General features: G+C 39.3%; 19 protein-coding genes and 1 pseudogene. 9 read left to right on the top strand and 11 right to left on the bottom strand.

What is annotated here, in order from left to right; all coding sequences use genetic code 11:
- The 5 genes and pseudogenes from ACFQ0V_RS01625 to ACFQ0V_RS01605 all read right to left on the bottom strand — a co-directional run.
- A pseudogene (locus tag ACFQ0V_RS01625) lies at nt 1-223 on the bottom strand (RNA-guided endonuclease InsQ/TnpB family protein); the annotation flags it as partial.
- A gap of 205 nt (nt 224-428) precedes the next feature.
- Nucleotides 429-1,034 (bottom strand): response regulator transcription factor, encoded by a 606-nt coding sequence (locus ACFQ0V_RS01620; RefSeq protein WP_381008988.1) that lies wholly within the window; start codon nt 1,032-1,034, stop codon nt 429-431.
- Entirely contained in the window at nt 1,031-2,170 is a 1,140-nt protein-coding gene (locus ACFQ0V_RS01615) for a sensor histidine kinase (protein ID WP_449329112.1), read from the bottom strand. Before ACFQ0V_RS01615 ends, ACFQ0V_RS01620 begins: the two co-directional genes overlap by 4 nt.
- 87 nt (nt 2,171-2,257) lie before the next feature.
- Nucleotides 2,258-3,292 carry a fatty acid desaturase gene (locus tag ACFQ0V_RS01610; RefSeq protein ID WP_381008986.1) on the bottom strand — a complete coding sequence of 345 codons (1,035 nt, stop codon included), beginning with the start codon at nt 3,290-3,292 and terminating at the stop codon, nt 2,258-2,260.
- Nucleotides 3,293-3,395: 103 nt separating this feature from the next.
- Entirely contained in the window at nt 3,396-4,952 is a 1,557-nt protein-coding gene (locus ACFQ0V_RS01605) for an L-lactate permease (protein ID WP_381008985.1), read from the bottom strand.
- 155 nt (nt 4,953-5,107) lie between these two features.
- Here ACFQ0V_RS01605 and ACFQ0V_RS01600 point away from each other — a divergent pair, with 155 nt between their 5' ends.
- Entirely contained in the window at nt 5,108-6,217 is a 1,110-nt protein-coding gene (locus ACFQ0V_RS01600) for a M24 family metallopeptidase (RefSeq protein WP_381008983.1), read from the top strand.
- Nucleotides 6,218-6,334: 117 nt separating this feature from the next.
- A complete protein-coding gene (gene rpoN / locus ACFQ0V_RS01595; RefSeq protein ID WP_381008981.1) occupies nt 6,335-7,615 on the top strand; it encodes an RNA polymerase factor sigma-54 in 1,281 nt (426 codons plus the stop codon).
- Nucleotides 7,616-7,656: 41 nt separating this feature from the next.
- Here the strand turns inward: rpoN and ytxJ are convergent, their stop codons facing one another.
- Complete coding sequence (gene ytxJ / locus ACFQ0V_RS01590; protein ID WP_381008980.1) at nt 7,657-8,001, bottom strand: bacillithiol system redox-active protein YtxJ; 345 nt, start codon at nt 7,999-8,001, stop codon at nt 7,657-7,659.
- Nucleotides 8,002-8,092: 91 nt separating this feature from the next.
- On the opposite strand from ytxJ, the gene ACFQ0V_RS01585 reads away from it, so the two are divergent.
- The 4 genes from ACFQ0V_RS01585 to mscL all read left to right on the top strand — a co-directional run bounded on the left by ACFQ0V_RS01585 (nt 8,093) and on the right by mscL (nt 10,850).
- Entirely contained in the window at nt 8,093-8,755 is a 663-nt protein-coding gene (locus tag ACFQ0V_RS01585) for a phosphatase PAP2 family protein (RefSeq protein WP_381008978.1), read from the top strand.
- 52 nt (nt 8,756-8,807) lie between these two features.
- A complete protein-coding gene (locus ACFQ0V_RS01580) occupies nt 8,808-9,710 on the top strand; it encodes an acetamidase/formamidase family protein (RefSeq protein ID WP_381008976.1) in 903 nt (300 codons plus the stop codon).
- A gap of 61 nt (nt 9,711-9,771) precedes the next feature.
- On the top strand, nt 9,772-10,329 hold the full coding sequence (locus ACFQ0V_RS01575; protein ID WP_381008974.1) for a hypothetical protein: 558 nt from the start codon (nt 9,772-9,774) through the stop codon (nt 10,327-10,329).
- Between the two features lie 140 nt (nt 10,330-10,469).
- Complete coding sequence (gene mscL, locus ACFQ0V_RS01570; RefSeq protein ID WP_381008972.1) at nt 10,470-10,850, top strand: large conductance mechanosensitive channel protein MscL; 381 nt, start codon at nt 10,470-10,472, stop codon at nt 10,848-10,850.
- 63 nt (nt 10,851-10,913) lie between these two features.
- Here the strand turns inward: mscL and ACFQ0V_RS01565 are convergent, their stop codons facing one another.
- Both ACFQ0V_RS01565 and ACFQ0V_RS01560 read right to left on the bottom strand, forming a co-directional pair.
- A complete protein-coding gene (locus ACFQ0V_RS01565; protein ID WP_381008970.1) occupies nt 10,914-11,648 on the bottom strand; it encodes a sulfite exporter TauE/SafE family protein in 735 nt (244 codons plus the stop codon).
- A 335-nt stretch (nt 11,649-11,983) separates the two neighbouring features.
- On the bottom strand, nt 11,984-12,457 hold the full coding sequence (locus ACFQ0V_RS01560) for an acyl-CoA thioesterase (RefSeq protein WP_381008969.1): 474 nt from the start codon (nt 12,455-12,457) through the stop codon (nt 11,984-11,986).
- 236 nt (nt 12,458-12,693) lie between these two features.
- On the opposite strand from ACFQ0V_RS01560, the gene ACFQ0V_RS01555 reads away from it, so the two are divergent.
- Nucleotides 12,694-13,401, top strand: a complete 708-nt coding sequence (locus tag ACFQ0V_RS01555; RefSeq protein ID WP_381008967.1) for a pseudouridine synthase — start codon at nt 12,694-12,696, stop codon at nt 13,399-13,401.
- Between the two features lie 90 nt (nt 13,402-13,491).
- Here ACFQ0V_RS01555 and ACFQ0V_RS01550 read toward each other — a convergent pair whose 3' ends face one another.
- The 3 genes from ACFQ0V_RS01550 to ACFQ0V_RS01540 form a co-directional block, all read right to left on the bottom strand.
- Nucleotides 13,492-15,003, bottom strand: a complete 1,512-nt coding sequence (locus tag ACFQ0V_RS01550; RefSeq protein ID WP_381008965.1) for a succinate CoA transferase — start codon at nt 15,001-15,003, stop codon at nt 13,492-13,494.
- A gap of 310 nt (nt 15,004-15,313) precedes the next feature.
- A complete protein-coding gene (locus ACFQ0V_RS01545) occupies nt 15,314-15,955 on the bottom strand; it encodes a LytTR family DNA-binding domain-containing protein (protein WP_194563583.1) in 642 nt (213 codons plus the stop codon).
- Nucleotides 15,956-16,046: 91 nt separating this feature from the next.
- A complete protein-coding gene (locus ACFQ0V_RS01540; protein ID WP_381008963.1) occupies nt 16,047-17,294 on the bottom strand; it encodes an MFS transporter in 1,248 nt (415 codons plus the stop codon).
- A gap of 140 nt (nt 17,295-17,434) precedes the next feature.
- Here ACFQ0V_RS01540 and ACFQ0V_RS01535 point away from each other — a divergent pair, with 140 nt between their 5' ends.
- A complete protein-coding gene (locus tag ACFQ0V_RS01535; protein WP_381008961.1) occupies nt 17,435-19,837 on the top strand; it encodes a diguanylate cyclase domain-containing protein in 2,403 nt (800 codons plus the stop codon).
- Nucleotides 19,838-20,008: 171 nt separating this feature from the next.
- On the top strand, nt 20,009-21,685 hold the full coding sequence (locus ACFQ0V_RS01530) for a methyl-accepting chemotaxis protein (protein WP_381008959.1): 1,677 nt from the start codon (nt 20,009-20,011) through the stop codon (nt 21,683-21,685).
- Nucleotides 21,686-21,754: the final 69 nt, after the last annotated feature.

Below are 21,754 nucleotides of genomic sequence, written 5' to 3'. Positions count from 1 at the left end.
CGGTTTTCATGACAGATTGAGCCATTTGACTTTTTAGTCCAAATTTACCACGTAATTGCTTGTAATGTAAATCGTTAAGTTTTGCTTGATTTAAAATTTTTGTCTTGAATACCTGTTTGGACAACCAATTACAAGCATTACGATAAGCATTAGTAGTTGCCATTAGATTTTTAGATTGGTCGTTAGAAACATATATTTGTATTTTTGCAGTAATTGTAGTCATTATGTTCACCACCTTTCACTAATTAAATTATATCACTGTTTTAGTGAAAATTAAACAAAAATGGAGAAAGGAGGAGGCAAGGTACAGGTTTCAGATACTACCGTATCTGACGGCAATTCCTCCCCCACTTATCGTTGAGCTATCGCCCTTCACACGATTGAAGTGGGGGTATCCTTGCCGATTTCAGATGAATTTTTTCTTAACTTTAACGGAACCAACCTTTTTCTTTAAAACGTGCGATCGCTTCAATCCGATTGCCGACATCCAATTTTTCAAAAATAGTTGAAATATAGTTTCGGACCGTTCCGGGTGCGAGATATAATTCACCGGCAATTTCTTTCGTCGTCTTGCCTTCTGCGACGAGCCGAAGCACCTCGCTTTCTCGGTCAGTGAGTGGATTTTCGACAATTTCATCATACGCAATATCGACGAGTTCTGGCGCATAAATACGTCGGCCGTCCATGATCGAACGAATCGCATCGACGAGTTCTTCAATCGGACTATCTTTCAATAAGTACCCTCTCACTCCCGCTTTACGAGCGCGTTCAAAATAACCTGCACGAGCGAATGTCGTTAAAATAATGACTTTCGTTTCTTCATCTTTTAATTGTTCTGCTGCGTCTAAACCTGTCATTACAGGCATTTCAATATCCATAATACAGACGTCTGGCTTCTCTTGTAATACGATCTGCAATGCTTCTTCTCCATTTTTCGCCATGCCGACAACTTCCATATCATCTTCCATATTAATGAGTGACCCTAGCGCCCCAAGCATCATCCCTTGATCTTCCGCAATGACAATTCGAATCATTCGATCTCCTCCTCCACTTGGTGTGTAATGACATTCGGTACTGTAATTGTAAGTTGAGTGCCTTCTTCTGCTGCGATATGCAATGTCCCGTTTATGAAGTTTAACCGTTCTCGCATTCCTTTTAAACCTGTCCCGCGATTAATAGATGAAGGTAGGCCAATTCCATCATCCTCTACAATCGCAACGAGTTCATTTGGCTCTTGAATAAATGTAATCGTACATTTCGTTGCTTTACTATGCTTCACGACATTGTTTACCGCTTCTTTCAAACACATACTTAACACATTTTCTACGATGGCAGGCAATTTTTTAATGACGGTATCTCCTTCAATAACACACTCCATCTCCGCCGCGGTTAAAATTTGACGAATGCGTGGAAGCTCTTCGTTCAATGTAATCGCACGCATCCCTGCGACAAGTTCTCGCACTTCTTTCAAAGCGATGCGCGCCGTTTCCCGAATATCTTTAATTTCCATTTGCGCTTTTTGAGCATCTTTCGTCACTAAACGATAAGCTAAATCACTTTTCAATCCGATGAGTGACAATTTTTGTCCCAATGTATCATGAAGGTCTCTCGCAATCCGTTCCCGTTCTGCAATAATATGAAGCGCTGAAATCGTCTCTTTTGCATCTTCAAGTTGCCCTTCTAAATTTTCTTGTTTATTGCGATTGTATAAATTAAATGGTAATAAAATCGCGCCAATGATCGTAATAATAATGTACGGAATTTGAGGTAGAAACAGCTCTAAATCGATAAAAAATCCTGCGACGACGGCGATAATCGTAAATCCGAGATGCAAGCCGTACATAATATAAAAACCGACAGGATGACGAATGTTACCGATAAAGAAAGCGATAAAAATCGCTAAATATACGTATCCATATAATAGCGTCAACAATAAGTGGACGACCATCTCAAAGCTGATCCACATATAGACAAGCCCTGGTTTAGCATGTGTCGCAAAAAAGTGAAACAAAAAGAAAGAGAGAACGAGTGCGATACCGATCCCTATTTCTAAACGAGTGGACGCTCGAAAAATAAAGAAGAAAGGTAAAATGCAAAAAATAATCCATATGTAAATGCTCATCCACGGACTGCGTGGAACGATATGAAACCAGCTGTTCTTCGTCGTCACCTAGGTCGACCTCCTTTTTCTTTCATTGTAACACGTCACTTTTAAATAAAAAAAGAAGGTCATCAACATAGCATGACCTTCTTTCGATTACGAATTTAAACTAACTTTACGTTTCACAGAGCCTTGTTTTATTTTTTTATGCGCTTCTTTAAATGTGATGAAAGAATACGTCTCTGGATCATAAAGTTTATAACGTAACGATTCTAAGCTCGTTTTTAACGTAATTTTCGTTGCGTATTGAAGTGGTTCTACTTCTTCATGCGCTTGTTCTAAATGATAATTTGGAATTCTTGGCGCTAAATGGTGAACGTGGTGGAAGCCGATGTTTCCTGTAATCCACTGTAACACTTTCGGAAGTTCGTAATACGAGCTCCCTTCTACTGCTGCCTTTACATAATCCCATTCTGATTGCTCCTCAAAATACGAATCTTCGAATGTATGTTGAATGAAAAATAACCAAATTCCGAGCATTCCTGCTACAAACATGATCGTTCCTTGAATGAGGAAAAATGCTTGCCATCCAATTAATAAACTCATTCCAGCATAGATGCCTACTAGTGCGAGATTTGTAATATACGTATTGATTCGTTCTTTTTTACGGCTATCTTTACGATTGAAACGATTCGATACTAAAATTAAATATAAAGGACCGAAACCGAACATGACGAGTGGGTTACGATACGCACGATAAGCAAAACGTTGCCATTTTGAAGCTTCTTCATACTCTTGTACGGTCATTACCCAAATATCACCAACACCGCGCTTATCTAAATTTGAACTCGATGCGTGGTGGATCGAATGCTCACGCTTCCACATTTCGTATGGAAATGTCGTCAAAATCCCTGTAATCGTTCCAACGATATCATTCGCTTTTTTGTTTTTGAAAAATGATCCGTGTGTACAATCGTGAAAAATAATAAAGAGACGTACTGTAAATCCTGCGACTACTAATGCGACGGGTACCATGAGCCATGGTGAAACCGTATAAGCATAATAAGCGAGTGCCCATAAAGCAAAATATGGGACGAGTGTATTAATCAATTGTGCAATGCTTTTTGAACGTTCTGATTTAGCGTAAGGTTGAACGGCTTTATGCAAAGCTTTCGTTTGTTCTTTACTCATCGTCGATTCCCTTCTTTCGTTTCTGATTACCTTTATCTTATCGAATCGAAAGAAATCGTCCTAGACATAGTTGTCATCATAACGACATGACAACTGTCACATATTACTCAAAAATAAATAATATTAAATACGCACAAACAGTCGTGAATACTAAATAAAGCACTGCAGGAATGATCGTTTTCAACAACACTTGCCCTTCCTTCCCTAACAATCCAAGCACAGCGGAAGCCGTCACGACATTATTAATGGAAACCATTGTGCCTGTCGTTGCCCCTGTCATTTGAAGGGCGAGAATAAGCTTCGTTGGCAAGCTAAGGTCAATCGCTACATTTTCTTGTATCGGAGCGAAGGTCAAGGTTGAAATGGTCGCTCCTCCAGTAATGAACGTCCCGAGCAGTCCAAGAAAAGGGGCAACGAATAACCAAACTCCACCAAACTGTCCAATCATGACATCCGCCACATATTGAGGCATGCTCGGTAAATTATTATCATTTATAAAGGAATTAGTAAAAATTTGTACGAGCATTAATGTACAATACAAAGTTAATGCAGCCTTCCCTACTTTTCTAAATGATTGTTGAATGGCTGTCTGATATAGTCTTAGCGGTTGCCTTTGGATGATTAATCCAATCAAACCGGCGAGCAATAAAATAATACCAGGGGAATAAAAGATAGAAAGATCGCCATCGATTGCTTCCACTCCAAAAATCGCACGATGTTCAATGCGCCATAATGACTGAATCGTTTCTTGCACAGGTGGTAATAACCTCGTCAATCCTAACAATAAAACAATAACAACATACGGAGACCAAGCCCCTATTAATTGACGACGACTAAAATTTAGCGGAACTTTATATTTTGATTTCGGTAAAAAAATTCCTCGTTTAATCGTAAATACAGCAATCGCAATCATCGTCAAAGGTGTCAAAATTGAAACGAACTCCAACCCTAAAAATTGAACATATAAGAGAGAAAATAATACATAACTAAGTCCGATGAAAAGCGACCAAATGATGTAAGGACGCATCGTTTTACGTTCAGATGCGAAAAAGCGATTGTATAAATAAATTAATAATAATGGTGTGAGTAAAGTCGGGACAAAATCCAACATAATAATTTCAAAAGATAACTGCTGAAAATAAGACGTACTCGCTTCCGTCACATTGCTGTATCCGACAAATATCGGCGTTCCGACCGCTCCAAATTGAGAGCTCGTCCGATTCGCAATTAAAGTTAAAGCAGCGGCGCTCAACGGCTTGAAGCCAAGCGCGACGAGCAAAGGACCGATAATGATAACAGGCGTCCCGAAACCTGCGATCCCTTCAATTAATGAACCGAATAAAAATGCGATTAAAACGATATAAATGCGCGGGTCTTGTGAAACCGACTGGAAGCTTCGCTGAATCGTCTCAATCGCTTTCGTCTGTTGTAGTAAATGGACTAAAATTGTCGCTCCGAATAAAATAACGACGATATATGTCGCCTTATACATCCCTTGTACACTTGAAGCCGCAACTGCTTCTCTCTCCATCCCCCAAATGAAATAAGCCGACCCTGATACGAGCAATAAACTGTAAAACATACTGCGTAAAGCATCTATTCTCAAAATAATCAGAAAAAATAAAGGAGCTGTTATCGCAATTGTCGCAATTCCAAACATTTACCTTCCCCCTTTTCGTCTTCCTATCATATCGAATTTTGAACAATTTTGAAAATAACAACGGAGAAATTATTTCGAAATCCGAAGAATGACCGTATCATTTTTAATTATGCTATGGCATACTAGTTTTATATACGAATGGAGGAGGAATCCACATGACGATTTACGAAACACGTCGCGCTAAATTAATTGAATATTTAAAACAAAATGATATTCGTGTTGCGATGATTCACGATCCTGAAAACGTTTTTTATTACACAGGCTTCTTATCAGACCCGCACGAACGCTTCATGGCTTATTTCATTGATGTTGAAAAAGATGAAGCTTATTTCTTCGTGCCTGCTTTAGATAAAGATGCAGCAGCACTCGCTAGTCAACTCGACAATATCATTCCCATTTCAGATGACCAACTTCCATTTGAAGTCGTCAAAACGCATATGCCAACACTTTCTGGAAAAATCGGCCTTGAAGCGCGTGCTGTCAACTACGAACGTTACTTACTTTTAACAGAAACATTCGAAGGAGTTACAGTCGAAAATATTCAACCGTTCATTAACGACGAAAGAAAACGTAAAAGTGCAGAAGAAATTGCGAAGCTTCGCGAAGCGTTACGCATTATCGAACAAGTTTTAGAAGAAGGTTTGAAAAAAGTGTACATCGGAATGACCGAACTCGAACTCGTCAGTGAATTCGAAATGCTCATGCGCAAATTCGGAGCGGACGGTCCGTCATTCTCTACGATTGTTTTAACAGGCGAAAAAGCAGCACTTCCACACGGTTCACCAGGAGAGCGTACGATGCAAAAAGGAGACTTCTTGTTGATCGACTTCGGTGTTATTAAAGACGGATACTGTTCTGACATTACGCGTACATTCATCATCGGAGAAGCTTCTGAAGAGCAACGTGAGCGCTACAATATCGTCAAAGCTTCCAATGAAGCAGGCATAAAAGCAGTGCGCGCTAATGCACCTTTAAAGTCATTCGATATCGCAGCGCGTCAAGTCATTGCGGATGCAGGATACAATGAATACTTTAATAACCGTGTCGGTCACGGTTTAGGTATTGGGCTTCACGAAGAGCCTTCCGTACACGGTAATAACAAGGAACTTGCACAGCCTGGATACGTCTTTACGATCGAACCTGGTATTTATATTCCAGAGTGGGGTGGCATCCGTATTGAAGATACCGTGTATATTAATGAGCAAGGAAAATGCGAAGTGCTTTCTAGTTTCCCTACCGAATTAACAATTCTTTGTCAATCTTAATATTTTTACACTCCTACTCAAAAAGGGTAGGAGTTTTTTTCATTTCATGATAAATTAAGAATTAGAGGGGAATTTATTACAGGGGATGTAAACGCTTACGTACGAAAGGGGATTTTTATGCAACTTTCTTTACAAGCGAAACAGCAAATGCAATTAACGATGACACCACAACTTCGGCAAGCGATTGACATGCTTCATTATTCCATTGATGAAATGGACGAATTACTGGCTGAGGAAAATGAACGTTCTCCTTTAATTACGATTCAATTAAGACGAACGCGTTCCAATCGTTCAAAGTCGAATGAATCGAGTGAACCACAATGGGTAGAACCGTCATCAGAACAATATGGGGACAATAGCATTAGCTATGATGAGTTAGCACAACTCGTCAGACTTCAATTTCACAACCAACAAGAGCGACAACTCGTGCTCGCTCTGCTCCCTTACATTCAATCGAATGGTTACTTAGATACGGAAGCTGTTCCGTTACAACGTACATTGATTGAAAAAGGAGTCAATTTACTACAACAAATCGGACCGCCTGGAATCGGAGCGATGTCTGTTGAACAATGTTTATATTTTCAAGCAAAAGAGGCCGAGATTGAAAACAAGACCCTCGTCTTACAAATTATTCAATTTCATTTACAAGATCTTGCAAAACAACAATTAAAAGAAATTGCAACTGAATGTGAAGTTACTTTAGAAGAAGTGATTGACGCGATTCAAGAAATTCGCACATTACAACCGTACCCTTGCCAAATCGATACGTATGAAAAAGTAGACACTTTAATTCCTGATGTGATGATTGAACGTGATGGGGATGCGTTATTTTTCGCGATACACCCGACTTATGCGCCGACCATCACATTTCACCAACCTGAACATTGGCAACAATACGATGACGAAGCGAAACAGTTCGTACGCGACCAACAACTGCGCTACTACTGGCTAAAACGTAGCTTAGAAAAACGTTACGAAACATTACATCGCTTCATGACACATGTGATTGAGCGACAACGTTCTTTTTTCTTACAAGGAGAAACAGAACTTCAACCATTGACGATGCGTGAAGTAGCAGAACAATTAAATGTTCATGAATCAACAATTAGTCGAGTAACGATGAATAAATGGCTCGAAACACCACATGGAATTTATCCGTTCAAACAATTATTTCAACCAAAAATTCAAACGGCTACAGGTGTAGTTTCTCGTACGAAAGTACAACATTTAATTCAACACTGTATTGAGAAAGAAAATCCAAAAGCGCCACTCTCGGATCAACAAATCGCATCGCATCTCGCATTCCAACATGAAATTAAAATTTCACGTCGCACCGTTCAAAAATATCGAGAAGCGTTAGGCATCTCCAGTTCTCGTATGAGAAAACAACTCGTTTAAAAAAGACAAGTCGTCCTTCCCTCAGGACACTTGTCTTTTTGTTATGTGTATAATTTAATCGCTTTTCGTACGTCTCGCTCTTTAATTTTATAATGCGTCGCTTGCCAAACAGCACGACCACCGCTTAAAATGAGCACTTGAGGAGATTCGTGGCGCACGCCTAAATCCGCTTCAATCGCATCGCTCACCTCTCGATCTGTTTGTACGATGACGAGATGGACAGGTACGTCACTTTTTTTCATAAATGTCGACATTTGTTTATGCGCAGGCGGGCTGACGACACATGTCGCACTAAATTTGAAAATGATTTGGGGCGACTGCTTCGATTGCTCCAAAATTTCTCGCCATGCGGGAATCGACTTAATTTGCTTCATAATTGCTGACATTTTCAATCACCTGTTTATATGTATTTATTTCTATTGTACACGTGCTCTCACGTTCTATTGACCATTTTGCTCAAAATAGAAAGGAAATTGTATGAGACAACTAACACTCTTTTTAATGACACCGATTATTTTCATTCTTTTTTTCACATTTGCCTTTATTCAATTAGGCGGATATGTTCAATCTGAACGTATCTTGCCATTTGACCATGCAATTATTCAAACTGTGCAAGGATGGGAGCAACCGTGGCTTACGAACGTGATGTTAACGTTCACGACAATTGGCGATGCGTGGACTGTCGTTTTATTTTCTGTCGTCATGACACTTGCGCTTTACCGCTATCGTCAAACATCTCAACTCATCTTATTCGTCACAACGATGATCGGAAACGCTTTGTTGAACACTTTATTAAAACATAGCTACACACGAGAGCGTCCACTCATTCACCGACTGACGGAAATTGGCGGATTTAGCTTTCCGAGCGGTCATACGATGATGGCCCTCAGCTTTTATTTTTTAGTCGCTTATGTAGCGTGGCAGTACATACATACGATAAAAAGTGGTATTTTCCTTTTCACTTTCGCTTTATTTATGACGAGTGCGATCGCAATCAGTCGCATTTATTTAGGTGTCCATTATCCGAGCGACATTATCGGAGGACTGTTCGTAAGTAGCGCTCTTTTACTCGCTACGACGACCGTTTATCGCCTTTATCAAAAACGCATTGAAAAACAATTTGAACATTCGCAATTGTAGCTTTTCGTTGGTACACTAGAAGTATCATTCACTTCGAAAGGGGAAACAAAATATGCACAAGTTAGCTTGTACGAACAATGCCATTTATGCGTTTAGTAAAGACAATGAACCGATTTTAACTGTAGATAGTGGTGCTACTGTTGAAATTGAAACGTACGACTGCTTCGAAAACCAAATTCAATCGAATGACACTCAAATGGATGCGCTCGATTGGAACCGCATTAACCCAGCGACAGGTCCTATTTACGTAAATTCAGCGATACCTGGAGACGTCTTAAAAGTGACGATTGATCGTCTTGAAATCGGCTCACAAGGAGTGCTCGCAACAGGGAAAGGACTCGGGATGCTCGGAGATGAACTCGATGAAATGTCACTTAAAGTATTACCGATTGAAAACAATGAAGTCGTCTTTGACGATCAATTACGCATCCCACTCAATCCGATGATTGGCGTAATTGGCGTCGCTCCTGAAGGTGAACCGATTTCTTGTGGAACCCCACATCGTCACGGTGGGAATATGGATACGAAACTTATTAAAGAAGGTGCTACCATTTACTTCCCTGTCTTCACAGAAGGTGCGCTCTTTGCGTTAGGCGACTTCCATGCGGCGATGGGCGACGGTGAAATTGGTGGCTCTGGCGTTGAAGTTCCAGGGAAAGCGACGGTCACATTAGAAGTGATCAAAGGACAATCAATTGAACATCCGATCATTGAAAACGAAAACGGTCTCGCCTTTATCGTCTCTGCGGAAACTTTAGATGAAGCCGTACAGTTAAGCACAAAGCAAGCTGTCCACTTTTTAGCACGACGCGCATCACTCTCATTAGAGGATGCGACAGTGTTGATGAGCGCTGCGGGCCAAGCGGAAATTAGCCAAGTTGTCGATCCTTTAATGACAGCGCGCTTCATCGTCCCACAATATATTTTAGATGCTTACAAAATCAAATTATTTTAATTAAGATTGGACACCTCTCATGCCGAGAGGTGTCTTTCTCTCACAGAAAGGAACATCTTTTATGAAACGATTTCTCACAGTTTTAGCATTCGTTTTTCTTTTAACAGCTTGTGGTGGAACTGACTTAGAACAAAGTGCTTTAAAAGTCATCGGTAAAACACCAGGAGAAGCAATTAAAATTACGAATGGCACTGAACAAGATGACGCGATCATTATAGATACACAATGGGCTGACCGAGATGTGCAAGGCGTATATACGATTAGCGACACGTACGAACCGTTCCGCTATTTGGACGAAGGAATTTTGAATGCCTTACGTGAGCAAGGTAATGTCACATCTCCAATGATGAAACTCGCTGTAGAAGAAGCTAATTTTTCGATTCCGTTACAACAAGCGTACATCACTCAATACGATGCCAATTTCGAACAAATGTCGGACGAGCAAGCTGTCATCGACAAAATACAAGAAGCCTACACTTCATCTGAACATGTTATCGTACAAGATGCGTTCAACAATCCGATACACTTTTTCGAGACAGACGACTTTTTAATCATTTATGAAGGTCAAGCGATTCACTATGTCCCGCATTACACACTCTTTGAAGCGATGAAAAAATAAGAACCTTCTTTTCTACTAATTCTTTTACATTTCTATTGAATTCTTTTAAATTTCAATGATTTCGTAAATATCGTTTGCAACTAAATGAACAGGGGTATACAATCTTGCATTATTGACTTTTTAAAGGAGTTATCGAAATTATGTGGAATGATTTTAAGGAATTCGCGTTTAAAGGGAATATTATCGACCTCGCTGTCGGGGTTGTTATCGGTGGAGCATTCGGTGCTATCGTCACTTCTCTCGTAGAAAACATTATTACACCACTCATCGGGATGTTGCTCGGTGGTGTTGACTTTTCAAGTTTAATGTTTGGTAAAGGAGATGCAGCGATTAAATACGGTGCTTTCATCCAGTCGATTATTGACTTCTTAATTATTGCGTTCTCGATCTTCATGGCTTTACGTGTCATGATGAAATTTAAGAAAAAAGAAGAAGTAGCTCCAGAGCCAGAACCAGAAGTAGATCCACAAGAAGAGTTATTACGTGAAATTCGTGATTTACTCAAAAAGCAAAACTCTTAATATAGTATATTAACCCCCTTATGAAACGAATTTCATAAGGGGTTTTTCATAGCTGATATTATTTTACGTTAGCACTTTCATCGTGAGCTGGAACAATAAAATAACCGTCACTGTGCGCAACAGCAAGTTAGCGAGTTCTGGTTTAATGACTTTCGTCAACTTCAATCCTAAATAACCACCGATAACCGCTCCTCCACTCACCGCAAAAGCAATCGGCCAAATCATTTTTCCCGAAGAAATATAAAAAACGAGCGAACCGATACACCAAGCGAGCAATGACGTACGTGTAAAAGCGACTGACGCAAAGTATGTTAGTTGTTGGCGTGCATACATGTAAATCGATAACGTACTACTGCCTGGACCAAACATGCCATCATAAACACCAATTCCGATAATTTGCGCAGATGTTTTCGCATCTAATGTCGGCTCAACTTCCTTTCCAAATGTATTTCCTTTCATGAAGGACATCATAAAAGCGAAAATCATTAATATCAGAGCAATCATCGTCATCACTTCCTCGGTCGATATGACAGCTAATGCTCCTCCGATTCCTCCTCCAATTAATCCTAAGATGAATACTTTCTTTATATATTTTGTCGCAATTTCTTTTTGACTCACAATTTGCACGACATTTGCCAAACTGCTAAAAACAGAGCCTACTTTATTCGCTCCTATAGCAGAATGAATCGGAACCCCCATGAGTAACATCGTCGGTAAACTAATGAGTCCTCCACCTCCAACGAGCGTTCCGATTAAATGCCCCGCTAAACCTAAGAAAAAATAAATGACATAATCCACAAACTCATCTCCCTATACAATCTGACCTATCGTAAACAAATTATTGATTTTTCGCAATACTTTATTCGCAATTATATTTTCACACATTTTTCATAAGTTTGAGGAACTAGCAATTTCTGTATAGGTGTTATTGCGATACATGTTGTTCGATGCTATAATTGAAGAACATACGTAATTATGAAAAAGGAGTGAACGTTTTATGTGGTTTTTATACATCATGTTCTCACTATTCGCATTCATCATCCTCGGTAATATCGCAGGAATCGCACGTACAATGGCTAACCATAAATAAAAAAATCGCAGTGAAATGACTGATCATTTCTACTGCGATTTTTTTAATGAGAGACTAATTGCTTTCGCTTTCGATCTTCACGACGCTTCGTCGCTGTCTCAAATAAATGCTTTTCAAACTCAGTTTCAGGATAAACGCCTGCAACTGGTGTCGGCTTCTTATGTTCATCCATTGCGACGAGTGTTAAAAATGATTGTGTCATCGCTTTATTTTCACCCGTCAATAAGTTTGTCGCATGAACATTGACAAATACTTCCATTGAAGTGCGTCCTGTTGAACAAACGATTGCCTCTAGTTCAAGTACATCTCCGACAACTGCTGGTTCGATAAAATCGACCGAATCAATGGATGCTGTGACGACTGCTGTTTGAGCGTGTTTCATCGCTGTAATAGCCGCAATCTCGTCGATATACGCGAGTACACGACCTCCGAATATCGTTTGTTGATGATTTATATCTAATGGGAGAACGAGTCGCGTAGATACTGTTCTCGAATCATGCATCGGTTTCATTTCCATATTGATCACCCTATCTGTTCATTTTCCTATTCTAGTATACAACAATTCATCAATATTTTGTCTTTTAATGAGAAGTTTATCCTTTGTAAACCCTTACATATCAATACTTTTGATTATTTCTTAGTCTTTAAAAAGAAATATATATACTTTTATTACCAAAACATTTATTTAAAGGAATACGCATCTTTTTTCAATAATGGTATACTGTTGTTATTATGAATAGGTTAGGTGAAACGATGAGAATTAATAAATTTTTAAGTGAAGCAGGAATCACTTCACGTCGTGGAGCAGATAAATGGATTGAAGCAGGACGCATTACGATTAACGGGGAACTCGCTCAATTAGGGAGCCGTGTGTCGGAAAGCGATGAAGTTCGAGCGGACGGAAAATTAATTTCGACAAAGCCGAAGCGCGTTTACTTAATGTTGAATAAACCAGTAGGCATTACGAGCACAACGGAACGTCATATCGAAGGCAATGTCGTCGATTATATGAACTATCCGACGCGCATCTTTCATATCGGACGCCTCGATAAAGATTCAGAAGGATTGTTGCTTATGACGAACGACGGAGATATCGTCAATGAAATTTTGCGTGAAGAACATGGACACGAAAAAGAATATATCGTAACTGTCGACCGTCCTTTCGATCAACAATTTATCGAGACGATGGAAAGCGGCGTACCGATTCTTGGAACGATGACAAAGCCTTGCAAAGTGAAAAGACTCGGAGCGAAAACATTCAATATTACACTCACTCAAGGAATGAATCGCCAAATCCGTCGTATGACAGAAGCGCTCGGCTACGATGTCGTAAAATTAAAACGTACACGAATCGTCAATATCGAACTCGGTGATTTAAAATATGGCGACTGGCGGGAACTGACAGAGCAAGAACTGCAAACATTGTTCCAACAACTCGAGTACACACCCGCTCATGAATGATAAATAAGCATACAAAAACAGCTTCCCCACTCCCGTTGGAAAGCTGTTTTCTATTGGAACTGTTTATTTATTTCTTGTATTGCCTTCTTTTCATCTAACGAGTTCTGGCTCTAACATTGTACCAGTTTCGTTCAAACGTGTATGCCATGAAAATGCTTTTTCTAAAATATGTGGTGTTTGGCCGCCACGTTCACATGCTTCATTGAAGTACTCCATTAACTGTTCACGATACATTGGGTGCGCACAGTTTTGGATAATTTTCGGTGCACGTTCACGTGGTGCAAGTCCACGTAAGTCTGCATATCCGTGCTCTGTTACGAGTACATCTACATCGTGCTCTGTATGGTCAACGTGTGAGACGAATGGAACGACGGATGAAATGTCGCCGCCTTTTGCTACTGATTTCGTTACGAAAATCGCAATGCGTGAGTTTCGTGCAAAGTCACCTGAACCACCGATACCGTTCATCATTTTTGTACCTGTTACGTGCGTTGAGTTAACGTTACCGTAAATATCGAACTCTAACGCTGTATTGATCGCGATCAGTCCCATACGACGAATCACTTCTGGTAAGTTTGAAATTTCTTGTGGGCGAAGCATAATTTTGTCTTTGTACGGCTCTGGATTTTCGAATACTGTTTTCATTTTCTCTTCTGAAATTGTAATCGATGCACATGATGCAAAGTTAACTTTTCCAGCGTCGATTAAATCGAACATCGCATCTTGTAACACTTCAGAGTACACTTCTAAATTTTCGAACTCTGAATCTAATAAGCCGTAAAGTACAGCGTTCGCCTGTGAACCGATACCCGCTTGAAGTGGTGCTAACTCATTCGTTAAGCGCCCTTCACGTACTTCATTGCGTAAAAAGTCGAGTAAATTTGCTGCCATCGTTTCAGTCTCTGCATCTGGCCCTTCGTTTGGTGATGGTGAGTCTAAATGATGGTTGAAAACGATACCTTTAATTTTCGCTGGATCCACTGGAATTCCAATCGTTCCTAGGCGATCGCTCGGTTTCGTCATTTGTACAGGAACACGTTCTCCGTACATGCCGATGTCGTAAATATCATGCATTCCCTCAAAGTCAGGCTGTGCTGTGTTAATTTCAACAATGACATTTTTCGCATGTTCTACGAAAATCGATGAGTTTCCGACAGATGTCGTTGGAATAATCATGCCGTCTTCTGTAATTGCTAATGCTTCAACGATTGCGAAATCAATTTTCGGAAGTACTCCTTGACGTACAACTTCAGCTGTATGTGATAAATGCTGGTCGACGAACAGTAAGTCTCCTTCATTGATTTTGCCACGCATCGTGCGGTCTACTTGGAATGGTAAACGTTTGTTCACAATGCCTGCTTCCGCTAACTTCTCATCTGTTTCAAAGCCGAGTGACGCACCTGTGAAAACGTTTACTTTAAATCCGTCAATATTGCGCGTACGATCTACTAATGCATGTGGAACCGCTTTCGCATCTCCTGCACGTGTGAAACCACTTAACCCCAATGTCATACCGTCCTGAATCCATGATGCAGCCTCTTGTGGCGTAACGACTAAATCCTGCAACGACTTCAAACGAATTCTTTCCATTTTGTTTTCCATACGATCACTGCTCCCTTTTTTCACAAATTCGTAATATTTACTTTGTACATAATATGATACAATATATTACCTTTTTCGCGACAATTGTTGACTTGAAAACGTTTTTATAGCATGAAAGAAGAAAAAAATTAGTCTGAGCGACAGGTTTTTTGATTGAAAGGCATGTTTTGGTGTTATTATACAGAAGTTGTTTTTACCACTCTGTATTGATACAGAATGACAGATGAATGTGAAATTGATGTGGAATTCGGAGTTTAAAGAAGAAATGAGATTCGCGGAGTATAACTCTTTGAATCTCATTAGATCATAATTAGAAGCCTAATAGCTTACGGAAATAACTTGAATACGATTGACTTACAGGGATTTTTGCTCCGTCGCGCATCGCTAAAACAAAAGTAGAATGTGTATCTGGGAAAATTTCTACGATATGCTCAACGTTAACGATAAATGAACGGTGACAACGAATAAAGTTCGTTCTCGGTAAAATGAATTCAAAGTTTTGAAGTGAGTTTTTATGCGTTCCCGATACTTTCTCTGATACGACGAACGTTTTACGATCCTTCACTTCAATGTATTGAACGTCTTCAAATGGGACAGGAATCCATCCATCTGATGTTTTTAATGTGACGACTGATTTCCCTTCTGTGTACGAAGGATAAATTGCCATAACACAACCTTTAAAATGACCGTCCTCAAATGGAACCGCTTGTCCAAAGTACGGCACCCCAAACATATCTCTTTGGATGAAGTCCGATACTTTTTGATTTTCATTGACAGCTCGGTACCCTAAAGTGCCAGGTTTTAAAGGCTGTCCAGGTTTAATTTTTAAATCGACACGCTTGCTCGGTTGATAGTACAAATATTTTTCGTGATCCGTTAGTCCAATGGACACTTCCTCCGAAAATAATTGACTCATGACGGAAAGTAAAGATTCAATGTTCAACTTATCCATCAGTCATTCCACTCCCCTTCAAATAAATGGTGATTTACTATTATCTCCTATTATATATCATTTTCCGTGGAAAAGAGAGTTTTTATATACTTCACGCATTTGACACATTCGGAACGAACCTTAAAAGGATACCTCCTATGATGAATAAAACAACTAAACTAAAGACCCCATAAGCAGTAGAACCTGTAAGTTGAGCCGTCATTGCGACGAGGAGTGGCCCCATAATGGAAGCGAACTTACCGAAAATATTATAAAACCCAAAAAATTCACTCGCTTTTTCTTTCGGAATAATTTGTGCAAAATAAGAACGGCTCAAAGATTGAATGCCTCCTTGGCTCGTCGCAACGAGCATCGCTAAAATCCAAAAATCGAGTGCTGTCTTTAAGAAGAAAGCATAAATGCAAACGAGGATATATACGCTAATTCCGACATAAAGCATCCGTTTCGGTCCGTGCTTTTTTGCTAGTCGTCCATACAAAATAGCGAACGGTGCCGCAACGAGTTGTGTGACAAATAAAACGATGAGTAAAGTCGTCGCTGAAATATTTAAGTCTGTACCGTAGGCCGTTGACATCGCAATGATTGTTCCTACACCGTCGATGTAAAAGAAATAAGCGATTAAAAAAATAAAAACGTGACGATATTGTGGAATTTGTTTCAATGTAGACCACGTCGTCTGAAAACTTGCCTTCACTACTCGTGGTGGCTTCGGCAATCCTGATTGCTGTGTCACATGGCGCAACATCGGAATTGTAAAAGTCGCCCACCAAAGTGCCGTAATGACAAATGCTAACCTGCTCGCCGCACTTGTTGAAAGAGAGATCCACTCCATTTGAGCAGAAATAATAATGATAATACTCAATAAAAAAGGAATCGTACTTCCGATATAGCCTAATCCAAACCCTTTTGCTGAAACATAATCCATTCGTTCATACGTTGTTACATCCACTAAAAAAGAATCATAAAAAATATTCGCTCCATGAAAACCGACAGCTGTGAAAATATATAAAATAAGCAACAGCAACCAATTATCAGATGGAACGAGCGCTAAACTAAATGTTGATACAAAACCTATTGTAAAAAAAGTGAAAAATAATTTCTTTTTCATCCCTTCATAATTCGCCACCGCTCCTAAAATAGGACCTAATATCGCCAAAATCAATGTGGCAATCGATACTGTATATGCCAAATACGCAGTAGAATTGACAGCTTCTACTCCTTGCTCGGTCGCAACGCTTTTAAAGTAAATAGGAAAAATAGCTGTCGTAATTACAACGGAATATGCAGAGTTCGCCCAATCATACATTATCCAACTTTTCTCTGTTTTGTCTCGATTCATTTCACTCACCCCTCTTTTGTTACTATAGAACTACAAAAGAACATTAAAATTAGTATTAAAGTTGTTAAAAACATGTAAAAGTGATATATTGTATCTAAATATAATATTAAAAACTATCTATTTTAAAGGACGTGAATCCGTTGTTACCAAAATTGAAACAGTCTGAACAATTACTTAAATTAGTCAATGAACAATTTTATATGATCATCGTCCGTAGCGACGGGACTATTTTAGATGTGAATGAAGCCTTTTTAAAAATGACCGGATACGAACGCGAACAATTGCTCAATCATCATTGCAATCAATTGGCGTTTGAACGCTTTACAAATTGGACACAACTATTAAGCGAACAAGAAAACACAGTCATTCGAGGAAAAAAAGCAGACGGTGAGACATTTTCAATGTACGTATCTAGAATCGTCATCCATAACGAATCAGAAGATGACTTTAAAGCTTTATGGATCGGTTCAGACGTTACAAAAGAACAATTGCTATTTGAACAAAACAAAAAAGAAAACCATTATTTAAAACAAGTAGAAGAAGCACTCCATCTTTCTTCTATCATCTCTGTCATCGACCACGACGGAAAAATTACTTATGTCAATGAACGCTTTTGTGAAATCTCTGGTTATTCGGAAGATACTTTACTTTACCAAACACAACACTTTTTAGACTCTGGCACACATCCCCCTAGCTTTTTCGATGAAATGTGGGAAAAGCTAAAAGACGGGCAACAATGGACGGGTGAAATTTGTAACAAAGATGCAAGCGGAAAATTATTTTGGGTGCATACAATTGTCGTTCCCTTTTTAAACCCCGACGGAACGCCTTCAGAATTTATTTTTATTCAAACTGATATTACCGATCGAAAGAAAGCTTTACGTAATGATTTTCAACGCACTGTGCGACATTTGCAAAATATTATTTTTAAATATAAAGTGAAAAATCGGACTAATTTAAAATTTACGATGCTGGAAGGACAACTTTCAAAAGAACTAAACATTTCCTTATCAGACTTGAATCACCTACACTTTGTGAAAATATATGACGAAAAAGAACGCTCTGCCATTTTGCGCAATTTATTACGCGCGTCATTTGGTCATCAAGTGCAATTCGAGCTGACTTATTTAAACTATACAATTTTAATTTACTTATCGCCAATTATAGTAGACGGCATCGTTACAGAAGTAGTCGGTACAGGAATTGATATTACAGAGCGGAAACAAGCAGAGGAAACAATTGCTTATATGGCCTATTATGACAGCTTAACATCCTTACCGAATCGCCAGTTATTAGAAAAACTTGTAAATGAACGAATCGATCAATATCGACCGTCTTTAAACAATGGATTTTCCTTAATGTTTCTCGACTTAGATCGCTTTAAAAGTGTCAATGATTCGATGGGCCATTTAATTGGTGATCAGCTGTTAATCGCAGTCGGAGAACGTTTGAAAAAATGCGTCCGCCAACATGATATCGTCGCTCGACTAAGCGGTGATGAATACGTCCTCGTCATTTCTGAGACGGATGAAGACAATATTCGCACGATTGGTGACCGGATTGTCCGAGAAATATCGAGCAATTTCACCATCGATAATTACGATATTTTTGTCACTCCAAGTATCGGGATTAGCATTTTTCCTAAAGATGGTGACGAATATGAAACTTTGTTACGAAACGCTGACTCAGCAATGTATTTAGCGAAAAAAACAGGGAAAAACAATTATCAATTTTTCACAGAGCAATTACGCGATGAAATGATTGAAAAAACATTACTCGAAATGGATTTAAGACGCTCATTAAAAATCGAGCAATTTACATTACTGTTCCAACCTCTCTTCTCTACTGACACGACAGAAATGGTTGCGGTGGAAGCTGTTCCCATTTGGAATCATCCGAAACGAGGTTCAATATTACCAAATTTCTTTATTCCAATTGCAGAAGATGCTGGATTAATTTTACCGTTCAGCATGTGGTTTTTACGCAAAGCTGCAATTCAATTAAAACAGTGGCAAGAAATCGGTCATGAAAATATTGAAATGCATTTAAAAATTTCAACACGGCTTTTCGAGCAGCCTTTCTTCGCAAAAAATGCGATTGATTTAATAAACGATATTCAACTTGACGCAAGCACGTTAAACTTAGAGATCTATGGGGAAATTTCTATTAATTCAGATGAACTTAAAACAACAATCCAACAATTACGCGATGCGAGATTCAATATAACGATTGGTGGTTTTGGATCAAGTCACGTATCATTCGGATCTGTAAGTTCTTTACCCATTTCATACTTGAAACTAGACTCTAGCTTCATCCAAACGTTAACACCTACCCACCAGTTTGCGATTCAAACGATTAATCAGCTGACACAAAATCTCGAGATCCCGATGATCATTGACTACGTTCAAACTGAAGAGCAAGCACAATTTGTAACAACTTTAAAAAACAGCATCGTTCAAGGGAATCATTGTTCACCGTTATTATTACAAGAACAATTCGAAACACAGTTTTTGTTCCCTCAACTTATTGATCCTTCTCACTAACTCATTCCCCGGCCAAACAATTGAAAGTCTGGCCAGGATTTTTATTCTCAACGGAAAATCATGTACTGATTATTATCAATATAATCGAAAGCCCTTCCTTCTTTAGTTCATATTTGTCATAATATAATGAATAAGATATTTGAAATCAATTCATACAAGGAGCTACGCGACATGAATATTAAACATAAATTACAAATTAGTTTTGGTGCTATTTTAGTATTTTTACTCATTATGTCAGCAATGGGAATTATGCATTTAAAACATAATGAAAAAATTATGCTACAAATTCAGTACGACGAACAGATGGTGAGTGAGTATGATAACCTCGCCTTCCACACGGTCCGTGCCAATGCGGCAATTCGAGGATATATGTTATACAATCGCGACAACATGAAAGCGAACCATTATGAAATTCGTGAAGAATTACATACAGCATTAAATCAATTAATTGAACTCGGAGCAGCAGGTGAACAGTTCGAACAATTTAAACAAGATTTACATGCTTGGGAAACAGCAATCGATGAAGATGTAATCACTTTAATGGAAAGTGGTAATGTAGCGGAAGCTCGTGAAGCGGCTCTTCCTATTTTAGGACAGCAAGCGATGGAACTCGTCACATTCGGAAAACAAATGTCCAATGAACAGACAGAAGAAATCCATGCACTTATCGCAAAAGAGAACGACACGGTCACAAGCCGTATGACACAAATGACAATCATCGTCATTATCGCAGTTGTCGTCAGCTTCATTATTTCGACAATCTTCGGGCAATTCATTACACGTAACATTCGTGAGATGGCTTCGAAAATGGAACAATTTGCTTCAGGAGACATGACTGCAAAAGTTCAAGTGACGACGAAAGATGAACTCGGTCATTTAGCTGATTCTTTCAACACGATGACCGAGCGACTGTCTCACGTATTCAAACAAGTGAGTGACTCATCTTCACAAGTTGCACATACATCAAGTCAACTGACCGCTTCAAGCAATGAAGTGAGCAGTGCTACTGCGGTCGTCACAGATGCGATTCAAGATATTTCGAACGGAATCGAATCACAACATCAATTGACAGACTCTGCAAACCAGCATTCCATCGATATTTTACAAGAGATGGACTCCATGAAAGAACGAATTGAGACCGTTCATAACTATACATCCGAAACGAATGCCCTTGCGGAAAAAGGAACGAATGTTGTTCACAACATAAAAAATCAAATGAATGTCATCTCAACAAACTCTTCTTCTTTAACGGAACATATGACGAAGCTCGGAACGAATACCGATACGATTGTAGATGCTGTTCAAACGATTAAAGACATCGCTGATCAAACGAACTTACTCGCATTGAACGCTTCAATCGAAGCAGCACGTGCTGGTGAACACGGAAAAGGTTTTGCGGTCGTCGCATCAGAAGTACGCTCATTAGCCGATGAATCCAATCAAGCAGCCGAACAAATTGAAGCGATCGTTCAAGCGATGATCCAACATACGGACCATGTGTTACGAGATATTCAAACGAGCGAACAAAATGTCGACGACGGACAACGTTTAGTTGACGACGCGACGATTGCTTTCGACAATATTGAACGTGCCATTACGACGGTCCAAACCGAAACGACAACGGTTCATCAAGCGATTCAAAATGTCTTCACTGGCATCGAACAACTCGTCAATGAAATTGATCACATTAGTCAAGTTTCTTACGATTCGACAGAAAATGTTCAAAACGTCGCAGCGTCTTCTGAAGAACAAAGTGCAGCGATGCAAGAAGTCGCACACGCTTCAGAACAACTCGCTCGCATGGCGAACGATTTAAGAAATACAATCAGCCAATTTAAATACGAATAACACACGTGTTGATTAGCCAAAATCACGTAACACTTTTTTGATAAATCATCCGAGCTGATGACAAGATTT

This window comes from Savagea faecisuis (genome assembly GCF_042675605.1).
GTDB lineage: Bacteria > Bacillota > Bacilli > Bacillales_A > Planococcaceae > Savagea > Savagea faecisuis.
This window is presented reverse-complemented; position numbering and strand designations above follow the sequence as displayed.